The sequence below is a fragment of the Salinicoccus sp. HZC-1 genome (genome assembly GCF_046736035.1).
Taxonomy (GTDB): domain Bacteria; phylum Bacillota; class Bacilli; order Staphylococcales; family Salinicoccaceae; genus Salinicoccus.
The window spans coordinates 540,710-552,627 of record NZ_CP177130.1 but is presented as its reverse complement, the minus strand read 5'-3'; the positions used below and the strand labels follow the sequence as shown (position 1 = coordinate 552,627).

11 protein-coding genes and 1 other annotated feature are annotated in these 11,918 nt (G+C 48.1%); all 11 genes read right to left on the bottom strand.

Annotated elements, in window-relative coordinates; all coding sequences use genetic code 11:
• Positions 1 to 38 precede the first annotated feature (38 nt).
• The gene (gene lepB, locus ACKRAT_RS02910; RefSeq protein ID WP_411843607.1) at positions 39 to 572 is read right to left on the bottom strand and encodes a signal peptidase I; all 534 of its coding nucleotides are present in this window, start codon (positions 570 to 572) and stop codon (positions 39 to 41) included.
• A 12-nt stretch (positions 573 to 584) separates the two neighbouring features.
• The gene (locus tag ACKRAT_RS02905) at positions 585 to 1,190 is read right to left on the bottom strand and encodes a TVP38/TMEM64 family protein (RefSeq protein ID WP_411843606.1); all 606 of its coding nucleotides are present in this window, start codon (positions 1,188 to 1,190) and stop codon (positions 585 to 587) included.
• Between the two features lie 72 nt (positions 1,191 to 1,262).
• Entirely contained in the window at positions 1,263 to 2,585 is a 1,323-nt protein-coding gene (locus ACKRAT_RS02900; RefSeq protein WP_411843605.1) for a glucose-6-phosphate isomerase, read from the bottom strand.
• Between the two features lie 75 nt (positions 2,586 to 2,660).
• Positions 2,661 to 3,446, bottom strand: coding sequence for a tryptophan synthase subunit alpha (gene trpA / locus ACKRAT_RS02895; RefSeq protein WP_411843604.1), 786 nt, complete (start codon positions 3,444 to 3,446; stop codon positions 2,661 to 2,663).
• Positions 3,439 to 4,650 (bottom strand): tryptophan synthase subunit beta, encoded by a 1,212-nt coding sequence (gene trpB, locus ACKRAT_RS02890; protein WP_411844399.1) that lies wholly within the window; start codon positions 4,648 to 4,650, stop codon positions 3,439 to 3,441. The genes trpA and trpB overlap by 8 nt, the downstream gene beginning before the upstream one ends.
• Positions 4,622 to 5,260 carry a phosphoribosylanthranilate isomerase gene (locus tag ACKRAT_RS02885; RefSeq protein ID WP_411843603.1) on the bottom strand — a complete coding sequence of 213 codons (639 nt, stop codon included), beginning with the start codon at positions 5,258 to 5,260 and terminating at the stop codon, positions 4,622 to 4,624. Before ACKRAT_RS02885 ends, trpB begins: the two co-directional genes overlap by 29 nt.
• On the bottom strand, positions 5,261 to 6,025 hold the full coding sequence (gene trpC, locus ACKRAT_RS02880; protein ID WP_411843602.1) for an indole-3-glycerol phosphate synthase TrpC: 765 nt from the start codon (positions 6,023 to 6,025) through the stop codon (positions 5,261 to 5,263). It lies immediately after the preceding gene.
• Positions 6,026 to 7,090, bottom strand: a complete 1,065-nt coding sequence (gene trpD, locus ACKRAT_RS02875) for an anthranilate phosphoribosyltransferase (RefSeq protein WP_411843601.1) — start codon at positions 7,088 to 7,090, stop codon at positions 6,026 to 6,028. It lies immediately after the preceding gene.
• A gap of 299 nt (positions 7,091 to 7,389) precedes the next feature.
• Positions 7,390 to 7,639, bottom strand: a binding site (T-box leader).
• A gap of 84 nt (positions 7,640 to 7,723) precedes the next feature.
• Positions 7,724 to 8,968, bottom strand: a complete 1,245-nt coding sequence (locus tag ACKRAT_RS02870) for a Glu/Leu/Phe/Val family dehydrogenase (RefSeq protein WP_411843600.1) — start codon at positions 8,966 to 8,968, stop codon at positions 7,724 to 7,726.
• Between the two features lie 382 nt (positions 8,969 to 9,350).
• Complete coding sequence (locus ACKRAT_RS02865) at positions 9,351 to 10,595, bottom strand: Glu/Leu/Phe/Val family dehydrogenase (protein ID WP_411843599.1); 1,245 nt, start codon at positions 10,593 to 10,595, stop codon at positions 9,351 to 9,353.
• Positions 10,596 to 10,665: 70 nt separating this feature from the next.
• Complete coding sequence (locus tag ACKRAT_RS02860) at positions 10,666 to 11,859, bottom strand: ornithine--oxo-acid transaminase (protein ID WP_411843598.1); 1,194 nt, start codon at positions 11,857 to 11,859, stop codon at positions 10,666 to 10,668.
• Positions 11,860 to 11,918: the final 59 nt, after the last annotated feature.

The window sequence follows — 11,918 nt, the reverse complement described above, 5'->3', positions numbered from 1 at the left end:
TAGACAAAAGACACCCGTCTGAGGGGTGCCTTTTTCAATTAGTCAAAATTAACAGATATGTCATTCAGCGGCCAGAAACGAAGCTGTACTTCTCCGATGACTTCCGACTGATCGACAAGCCCGAAATCGCGGCTGTCCCGGCTCACCGGGCGGTTATCCCCGAGGACGAGAAGTGTCCCTTCGGGGATGGTGTCCCCTTCAACGCCCATATCCGCCAGTGTGAAATTGTCCATGTATGAATCTTCCGTATGTGTTACATAATCCTGCTCGAGCGGCTCGCCGTTTACATAGACCTGCTTGTCTTCCATACGGACCGTATCCCCCGGTGTACCGATCACCCTTTTTACATATGCCGGTCCCTTTTCGGAATTAAAGACGATCACATCGCCGGTCTCATACTCCGTAAAGCTGTCCATGAATTTGTTGACCACCACTTTGTCCCCGTCTTCAAGCGTCGGGTCCATGCTGAGGCCGTCCACCGTGAACGATACAAACAGGAATGATCTGATGATTGTAATCAGCACAACTGCGACTATAATCGCAACCAGCCATTCTTTTATCTCTTTTTTCATAATGCCACACCTCTATTTATCCATTTTTCTATTGATGTATTTCTGATACCATTTCGAAAAGAAGTAAACGAGCACCAGACCTGCGATTGACAGTGTTAAGCGCAACGGTGAATTAAAGAATGATGTGACATCGTATCCAACGAGAGACATCGTCAAAATCATGATCGCTTTTGCTGCAAGTAATATATATAAGTATACGACTTTTTTAAGGTTCGATAAAGCCGCAATAACATTTATCACGGATGTCGGCGTAAATGGCAGTGCCAGCAGCACGAATAAAAATACAAAACCTCTCCTGTCGATGAAATCGAGCAGCTGTGACAGTCGTTTATGCTTCCTGATATATTTTTGCGCCGGCTTTCTGAAGAAATACCGTACGAACAGGAATACCAGATAGCTTCCGAGCACTGTACCGGAATAGCTTGATATGGAACCCAGTATGAATCCATACGCATTGATATTGACTACGACAATGACGAACAGCGGCAGAAACGGTAAAAAAGATTCCATGAGTACAAGCAGGAATCCCACGATGATACCGAGTTGTTCGACCTCTGAAAACAGTTGTTCAAGCCCTTCCTGTGTCATCAGTTTTTTGAGTATTGTTTCCAAATTCATAACCCCGTCCTATTTAAGAAAGGCTATATTACTTTGTAATATAGCCTGCAGTTCTATACAATTATACAATTTTTAGTTCAATCTGTCAGTTAATTGCTTCCGTAAATCTTCATATCCTGATTTACCAAGAAGTGCGAACATATTTTGCTTATATGCTTCCACACCCGGCTGGTTGAACGGGTTTACACCGAGGAGATAACCGCTCATCGCACATGCGATTTCGAAGTAGTACACCATATAGCCGAATGTGTAGGCATCTAAGCTTGGAATGCGTACGATCATGTTCGGCACGCCGCCGTCAACATGGGCGAGCACTGTCCCCGTCATCGCCTTATGATTGACTTCATCGACTGTCGTGCCTGCAAGGTAGTTGAGGCCGTCCAGATCCGCATCTTCTTCTTCGATTGTGAGGTCGGACAGCGGCGTTTCTACATCGATGACCGTTTCCATCAGCATTCTTTTGCCGTCCTGGATATACTGGCCGAGAGAGTGCAGATCTGTTGTAAAGTTCGCACTGTGCGGCAGGATGCCCTTGTTGTCTTTCCCTTCACTTTCACCGAAGAGCTGTTTCCACCACTCGCCGAAATACTTAAGGCGTTCGTCGTAGTTCACAAGCATTTCAACATCGTACCCTTTCGCCAGGAGCGCATTGCGCACGGCTGCATATTGATACGCCGGATTCTCTTCAAGTTTTTCAGCCGCCAGATCATCCATGGCTCCGGCCGCCCCTTCCATCATCTGGCTGATGTCGATGCCTGCAGCGGCGATCGGCAGCAGGCCCACGGCAGTCAGTACTGAATAACGTCCGCCCACATCATCCGGAACGACGAACATTTCATATCCCTGTTCATTGCCGAGTGTGTTGAGGGCCCCTTTTTCGCTGTCTGTCGTGACATAGATGCGGTCCGCGGCATTATCATACTTTTCTTCCAGCATTTTTTTGAATACGCGGAACGCGATTGCCGGTTCTGTTGTCGTGCCGGATTTGCTGATGACGTTGATTGAGAAATCCTTGTCCTTCAAATAATCTTTCAGCTCATTCATATAATGGCTGGAGAGCTGATGACCGGCGAAAATGATTTCCGGGCCATTCGTTCCGAATGTCGGGGACATCATCTCAATCGCCGCTTTTGCACCCAGGTAAGATCCGCCGATACCGATGACGACGAGTACGTCCGAGTCTTTTCTGATTTTCCCGGCCGAAGCACGGATGCGGGAGAATTCTTCCCTGTCGTAGTTTTCAGGGAGCCGCACCCAGCCCAGGAAGTCACTGCCTGCGCCTGTGCCGTTGTGGATGAGTGAATGCCCACTTGAAATGAACGGCTCCAGATTTTTTAATTCCTCTTCATTTAAAAATGTTGAAACGTTACTATAATCAAATTTGATATGTGTCATAGCATCCTCCAAATAGTTTATCTATCCTCCTCATTGTAGTTAAAAAGTACATGACTAATCAAATATTTTTGACGTTTAAGTGTTCAGATGACTCTTTTGGGGCACTATTTCCTTTATTTCTTCCGGTTTCCCTTCATGCAGCAGGTTGACGATGCGGCTGCCGACGATGACACCATCGCAGGATGCGCCCACCTTTTCCGCCTGGTCCCGGGTGCTGATGCCGAATCCTGCACAGACAGGGGCATTGCTGACTTTCGTGATGCGTTCCAGATGGTCATACAGGGATTGATCGAATCCTTCCCTTACTCCCGTCGTTCCATTTACCGTGACGGCGTAGACGAACCCTTCCGCTTCTTCCGTCACTTCCCTGATCCGTTCTTCGCTGCTCGTCAGTGTGACGAATCTGATATTTGCGATGTCATACTTGGCAAGCGGTGCACCGAATTCACTTTCCTGCTCCAAAGGGACATCCGGGATGATGACACCGGATACGCCCGCTTCATGTGCAAGGCCGGCAAATTTATCCGGACCGAGACGCAGTATCGGATTGGCATAGGACATGATGACGACCGGAATGCTGATTTCGGTCTTTATTTCCACGAGCTTTTCGAGTACCGCTTCCAGTGTCACACCATGACGGAGGGCACGCTGGCCTGCCGCCTGGATTGCCGGGCCGTCTGCCACCGGATCTGAAAACGGAATGCCGAGTTCGACGATGGAGACGCCGGAGGCTTCCAGAGTCAGTATCTGGTTTTTAAGTTCGGATAATCCGCCGTCGCCTGCCATGATATAGGCGATGAACGCTTTTTCGTCTTTCTCTTTCAGTTCACTGAACTTGTCTTCAATTATAAATTTACTCATCGGATGCATCCCCTCTCAGTCGTTCTTTGATTTCGTGTACGTCCTTGTCCCCTCTGCCCGACAGACAGATGACTATGATTTCGTCCTTGTCCATCGTCGGTGCCATCTTCATTGTGTGCGCCACCGCGTGCGCACTCTCGAGCGCCGGGATGATGCCTTCAGTCTGCGAAAGGACCTGGAAGGCTTCCACCGCTTCGTCGTCACTGATATAGGCGTATTCTGCACGCCCGATTTCTTTCAGATGGCTGTGTTCCGGTCCGATTCCCGGATAGTCCAGCCCTGCCGAGATGGAATAGGCTTCCTGGATCTGCCCTGCATCATCCTGCAGCAGATGCATCTTCGCACCGTGCAGAACACCGACGTGGCCGTTGTTAAGCGAGGACGCATGCTCCTTTGTATCGATGCCCTTGCCCGACGCTTCGACACCGACCATTTTTACGGATGCATCATCTACGAACGGATGGAACATGCCGATTGCATTGCTGCCGCCGCCGATGCATGCCACTATCGCATCCGGCAGTCTGCCTTCCTTGTCGATCAGCTGCTGCTTCGTCTCTTTGCCGATGACGGACTGGAGGTCACGTACAATTTGCGGGAACGGATGCGGTCCGAGCGCCGAACCTAAAATGTAATGGGTATCTTCGACATTTGCGACCCAGTAGCGCAGTGCCTCGTTCACTGCATCTTTCAGTGTGCCGCGGCCCTGGTCCACACTCACCACTTCCGCACCGAGCAGTTCCATGCGGAATACGTTCAGCTCCTGGCGTCTGACATCCTCTTTCCCCATGAATACGACGCATTCGAGTCCGAGCAGCGCACATACAGTTGCGGTCGCCACACCATGCTGGCCGGCCCCCGTTTCAGCAACGACTTTTTCTTTCCCCATGCGTTTTGCAAGCAGCGCCTGACCGACGGTGTTGTTGATTTTATGTGCACCTGTGTGGTTCAAATCTTCGCGTTTGAGATAGATTTTTGCTCCGCCGCATTGTTCGGTCAGATTTTCTGCCAGGTATAACGGCGTTTCCCGTCCGACATAATTTTTCAAATAGGAATCCAGTTCAGCCTGAAACTCCTGATCATTTTTCGCTTCATTGTATGCCGCTTCCAGTTCCTTCACTGCATTCATGAGTGTTTCCGGCACGTACCTTCCACCAAATTCCCCGTATTTGCCCATTTTATCTGGCTGCTTGTATGTTCTCTCCATCATTCACCACTCCTTTAATTTTCTGCATGACCGCTTCGATTTTTTCCGGATCCTTCACGCCTTCTGTTTCTGCGCCGCTTGACAGGTCGATCGCATACGGGCCGACTTCACTGTATGCCGCTTCCACATTGTCCTGATTCAATCCGCCGGCAAGGATCAATCTGTCTTTTTCTATATTTTCATCGTCCAGGTTAGACCAGTCGAACGTTTGCCCTGTGCCGCCGCGTGCATTTTTCGTACCGCTGTCGATGAGAATGAAATCCGCGGGGAACTGGAACATTTCTTTGAATGTATGCGATGAATCGTTCGGGAAGACTTTAATGATCTTCGCATCAATCGACTCGGCGAACGCCGCATCTTCATCTCCGTGGAGCTGTACATAATCCAGCCCGACACGCTTTACGGTACGGTCTATCTCCTCTTTCGCGGCGTTGACGAACACTCCGACCTTTTTAATGCCCGGCGCGAGCACCGCTGCGATTTCTTCCGCCTGTTCCGCCGTCACCCGGCGCTTGCTTTCTGCGAATAAAAACCCGATCATGTCAGCACCGGCATCTTCTATCGCTTTTGCCGCTTCCACCGTCTGTGCACCGCAGATTTTCACCTTCATCTACAACACCACCTTGAGCGCGTCGATTTTCTCCGCCGGATCTTCTGCCATCATCAGTGTTTCACCGACGAGCAGTGCTTTTGCACCCGCATTTTTCATCCTCAGGGCATCATCAGCCGTTTTGATGCCGCTCTCGGCAATGAATACCGCCTCTTTGGTCCCATACTTTTTAAGAATGTTTTCCGTGTTCGCAATATCAACGGTGAACGTTTTCAAATCACGGTTGTTGATGCCGATGATTTCAGGCTTTATTTTAAGCGCGCGCTCCATCTCAGCCTCATCATGTATCTCGACCAAAACATCGAGGTCCAGCGATTTCGCATGTGTGTACAGCCTTTCCAACTGCGTGTCACTTAGTGCGGCAACGATGAGCAAAATGACATCCGCGCCATATCTGTAGGCAGTGTTGATCTGCCTTTCGTCGATGATGAAATCTTTATTCAGCACCGGAACATCCACCGTCTGCTTCACGGATTTCAAATCTTCCATGCTCCCCGAGAAGAATTTTTGATCCGTGAGGACTGAAATGGTATCCGCCCCGCCTGCCGTGTATTTCGCTGCCTGTTCTGCAGGATTGACTCCCTGGTTGATGTCCCCCTTTGACGGGGAAGACCGTTTCACTTCGGCTATGACCGCCATCGTTTCAGACGCCTTCAGCCGTTCAAGCAGCGACACAGGCTGTCTGTCCTGCGTCACCGGTTCAGACGGTAAATCATTTAATTCCTTTTTCTTCTGGTCGATGATGTCATCTAAAATCGTTGCCATCTATATCACTCTCTCATTGGAATATTTGATCATGTTTTTAAGTTTCGCGAGTGCATTGCCTGTCTCAAGGCTTTCTTTCGCCAGCTCGATGCCGCGTTCTATCGAGTCTGCCATACCCGCTGCATACATGCCGAGACCTGCATTAAGGAGGACTGTATCCCTTTGTGCCGGTGTCGCATTGCCTTCAAGCACATTTTTCAATATCTCCGCGTTTTCCTTGCTGTCGCCGCCGACGATCTCTTCCAGCGGGTATGTTCTGAGGCCGACGGATTCCGGTGTGAATTTCTGTTCGTAAATTGCGCCGTTTTCAAGCAGTGCAATATGGTTTTCACCGGCCAGTGATGCTTCATCCATGAAGCCGGCGCCGTTTATGACCACCGCCCGCTTTCTGCCCAGGCGCTTAAGCACTGTTGCCATCATTACGAGCTGCTCTCTGGAATAAATCCCCAGGAACTGATGATCCAGCTCCACCGGATTGATGAGCGGGCCGATGAGGTTGAAGATCGTCGGCACTTTCAGATCCTGTCTGACTTTCATGATCTGTTTTAATTTCGGGTGCACGTGCGGTGCAAAAAGAAATGCAATGTTGTTTTCCTGAAGCATCAGATCCGTATCATCAGAGCCGAAATCAAGCGAGATGCCGAGCTCGGACAGCACATCCGAGCTTCCCGTCTTGCTCGTTACGCTTTTATTACCGTGTTTTGCCACTGTCACACCAGCACCTGCAAGGACGAACGCTGATGTTGTTGAAATGTTGAAGCTGTGGGAACCGTCGCCGCCTGTACCGCAGTTATCCATTACATTTGTCATCGTGCGCCTGATCGGCATTGCATTCTCTCTCAGCACTTCGACAAGCGCTGCGATTTCATCGACTGTTTCGCCTTTTGCTTTCAGCGCCATCAGAAATGCTGCGATTTCAGAATCACTCACGGAATCGTTCAGTATAATTTCCACCGCTTCGGCCATTTCCCCGAATGCGAGATTTTTTCTTTCGGATAACTTTATCAGATGTGTGCGCAAGCTTCTTTGTTCCACCGGTAATTTAACTGCCTGATTTGTGTTCATTGTTCATTTCTCCCTTCAAATTAAAAAATCCTCCACAGACTGATTGTCTGTGGAGGACGATATCACCGCGGTGCCACCTCGTGTTAATGCTGTAAAGTGCATACAGCATTCTCTCATTCGTGTAATGTACGACATACATCCGTATTATGATTCAGGCCCATTCAGATAAGATGCATGCATCGGTTTCCACCATCCCGACTCTCTGTGCCATACCATCTTTATCCTACTTGTTCTGAAATACGAAACTATTGAATTTTGCGCGGCTGCTAAATGAATACAAAAAGGCTCCCCTATCACTATAAAAGGACGGGGAGCCGTGGTACCACCTTTATTGACCGGGTTTAAACCGATCCACTCTGGCTGCAGACAAAAAATTATGAACTGCAATATCCCGATAACGCAGGACACACGCCAGAGCTTAATCTTAAAATAATTTCAGCTTCTGGTTCGCAGGAAGTCCATTCACAAATTCACTGTACCGGTTCACACCATCCACCGGCTCTCTGTAACATTCAGAAATCGCTACTTCTCTTCCTTAATCAATGTTATTTAAATGATTGAATCCTATATTAATACACTGAAAACAATATTGCAACCTTTAATTAAAATCTTTTTCAGAATAATTGAACTACTCTATGCCCAATTGCGGTATCTGATCGCTTCGGCAGTACGTTTGATTCCGACTACATAGGAGGCCAGACGCATATCCACCTGACGGTTTTCATGGACCTTATACACTTCATCAAATGACTCGCTCATCTTCCTTACGAGCAGTTCATGAACTTCTTCATCATTCCAGTAATACCCCTGCTTGTTCTGCACCCATTCGAAGTATGACACTGTTACCCCGCCGGCGGATGCCAGCACGTCAGGTATGATCAGTTTGCCATTTTCAGTGAGGATCCTTGTTGCCTCCTGAGTTGTCGGACCGTTTGCCGCTTCACAGATGATTTCCGCTTTGATACGTTCGGCATTCTCTTCTGTTATCTGGTTCGCAATCGCGGCCGGCACCAGAATATCACAATCAATTTCAAGCAATCCTTCGTTCGACAGAACTTCAAGTCCGAGTTCCTCGGCAACGTCCACCTTATCCTTATTCTCGATCACATAGTCGATGTCGATGCCGTCCGGATGGTAGAGGCCGCGTGTAGATCTGGATATCCCTACAATTTTCGCACCCTTGTCATATAGAATTTTAGAGATGAAGCTGCCTGCGTTGCCGAATCCCTGTACAACTACACGGGCGTCTTCAATTTTGATGCCGCGTTTTTCCATGGCCTGTTCAATAACGATCACCGCACCCATGGCAGTCGCTGTATTACGGCCCTGGGAGCCGCCCAATGCAATCGGCTTGCCTGTAATGAACTCGAACGCATTATCAGAATGCTTCACACTGTACTCGTCCATCATCCATGCCATCACCTGTGCATCTGTATATACATCGGGTGCCGGAATATCCTTCGCCGGACCGACAATCTGAGATACCGCTCTGACATACCCGCGGGAGACACCTTCCAATTCCTGTTTACTCAATTCCTTGGGGTTGCAGATGACTCCCCCCTTGCCGCCGCCGTATGGCAGACCGACAATACCTGCTTTTAAAGTCATCCACATGGAAAGTGCAATCACTTCCTCTTCCGTCACGTCCGGATGGAAACGGATTCCTCCTTTAGTCGGACCTGCAGCGTCACTGTGCTGCGCACGAAAGCCTGTAAATACATTTACAGAACCATCATCCATACGTACTGGAATACGCACTTTCAAAAGTCTTTCAGGTTCTTTGATCAAGTCATACATGCCTTCATCGAACCCAAGCATATCCAATGCTTCATGAATCACCGATTGTGTTGATGTAATAAGATTAGAAGATTTCCCCATATTTTTTACCACCTGTTAATAAGATTTCTGTTGTTTGAATCGGAACAGTAATGTAAATACACTGTTAATATGTATATTTATACTATAAATCCACAAATATAAAAATCCTCTCCCAAACCGTTTAAGGCGGAGAGATATGCATTCCATCGTCCCCTTTATATTATGAAATAATTCTATCAATTTAAATATTTATAATAATACAAAAGTTCGCATAATGCAAGAAAAACGTACACCGGCGCTTTAACATACACCTCGGTGAAGCCACATTGAGACTGACGGTCATTTAAACAGTCTTTCAATGATCGCCCGGTACATGAAACTTCAAAAAGACCCGAAAATCCATCGGATTCCCGGGTCTGTAAATTCAAATCAGCTCTTAAACCTATGCCCAGCCTCTGTACCTTGCTGCCTCGGCTGTGCGTTTGATTCCTACGATATATGCTGCAAGGCGCATGTCGATATGACGCTTTTCATGCAGATCGTAGATTTCATTGAAGGCTTTTCTGAGTTTAAGCTCAAGTTTTTCGTTCACTTCATCCTCATCCCAATAGTAGCCCTGATTATTCTGTACCCACTCGAAGTAGGACACTGTCACCCCGCCTGCAGACGCAAGTACGTCCGGAACAATAAGTTTACCGTTGTCAGTGAGGATTTTTGTCGCTTCTTTCGTAGTCGGTCCGTTTGCCGCTTCACAAATGATATCTGCTTTGATGTCATTTGCATTTTCTTCTGTAATCTGGTTGGCGATTGCCGCCGGAATCAGAATATCACAGTCGATTTCAAATAGTTCCTGATTCGACAGGACTTCATCGAACAGGTTTGTAACCATACCAAAGCTGTCGCGACGGTCAAGTAAGTAATCGATGTCCAACCCATCAGGATCGTGCAGCGCACCATTGGCATCTGAAATGCCGACGATTTTGGCTCCTTTGTCTGAAAGAAGCTTGGACAGGAAGCTTCCTGCGTTACCGAATCCCTGGATTACGATGCGAACGTCTTCCATCTTCATATCGCGTTTTTCCATCGCCTGTTCAAGGCACAGTACAACACCCATTGCTGTTGCACGGTCACGTCCCTGTGAACCGCCCAATACGAGTGGTTTACCTGTAATGAATCCCGGAGAGTTAAATTCGTCAATCATGCTGTACTCATCCATCATCCACGCCATGATCTGGGAGTTCGTGAATACATCCGGTGCCGGAATGTCTTTTGCCGGCCCAACAATCTGGGAGATTGCGCGGACATAACCACGACTCAAACGTTCAACTTCTTCAATACTCATCTCACGAGGGTCACAAACAATACCGCCTTTACCGCCGCCATATGGCAGGTCAACGATACCTGCTTTTAAAGTCATCCACATTGAAAGTGCGACTACTTCCTCCTCAGTTACATCAGGATGGAAGCGTACGCCGCCTTTTGTCGGCCCGACAGCATCGTTATGCTGTGCACGGTAACCTGTGAACACTTTTACAGATCCGTCATCCATACGCACCGGGATGCGGACAGTTAATAGACGCAGTGGTTCCTTAACAAGGTCATACATCCCCTCATCAAAGCCAAGTTTATCCAAAGCTTCATGAATGATCGCCTGTGTAGAAGTGATAAGATTTGATTTCTCTGACATTTTTTATCCGCCTCTTTTTATGAAACTGTTTTCAACACTATTGTATCATATTAAAACTTTTTTAAAAGCGTTATTTGGACAGTACTGACTTCACTTTTTCCAGCGCCCAGTCAAGGTCTTCTTTAGAAATTACGAGCGGTGGCGCGAAACGGATCACAGTTTCGTGCGTTTCTTTACACAGGATTCCGAGCTCTTTGAGTTCTTCACAATATGGACGTGCAGATTCAGTCAATTCCACACCGATGAACAGGCCGCGCCCTCTGATTTCTTTGATTGCCGGGTTGTCGATTTTCTTGAGTTCCGCTTTAAAGTACTCGCCAAGTTCATTTGAGCGCTCCACCAGATTTTCATCGATCATGACATCAAGCGCCGCTTCTGAAACCGCACATGCAAGCGGGTTGCCGCCGAAAGTTGAACCGTGGGAACCCGGGCTGAATACACCAAGAACTTCTTTATCGGCAAGCACCGCTGAAATCGGGAATACACCGCCGCCGAGTGCTTTACCAAGGATATATACATCCGGTTTTACATTATCCCAGTCCGTTGCGAAGAGTTTGCCGGAACGGCCGAGGCCCGCCTGGATTTCATCAGCTACGAATAAAATGTTGTGTTCATCACACAGTTCACGTACCTGCTTCAGGAATCCTTCCGGCGGAATGTTGATGCCCGCTTCACCCTGGATCGGTTCAAGAAGAACAGCTGCTGTGTTTTCATTGATCTGGGCTTTTATCTGTTCAATATCACCGAAGTCCACAAGTTTGAATCCTTCGAGTAATGGTCCGTAGCCGCGGCGGTATTCCGCCTCGGATGAAAGTGATACCGCAGCCAGAGTACGTCCGTGGAAATTCTGGTTCATCCCGATGATTTCCGCTTTGTTGTCTTCTATGCCTTTAACATCATATGCCCAGCGGCGCACGGCTTTGATTGCAGTCTCTACCGCTTCCGCCCCTGTGTTCATCGGCAGCGCCATGTCTTTGCCTGCAAGTCTGCAGATCTTTTCATACCATGGTCCAAGTTTATCCGAGTGGAATGCACGGGAAGTCAGTGTAAGTCGGTCCGCCTGATCTTTTAGTGCCTGGATGATTTTTGGATGCCTGTGGCCCTGGTTTACCGCTGAATATGCGCTGAGCATATCGAGGTATTTATTCCCTTCCGGGTCTTGCACCCATACGCCTTCAGCTTCGGAAATAACGATTGGCAGTGGATTGTAGTTCGGTGCTCCATAATGGTTTGTCTGTTCAATGATTTCTTGTGATTTTGTCATATTGACACCCTTTCTTAAAAAACAGCAGGCTGGTATAAACCTGCTGTTCTGATTGTAAT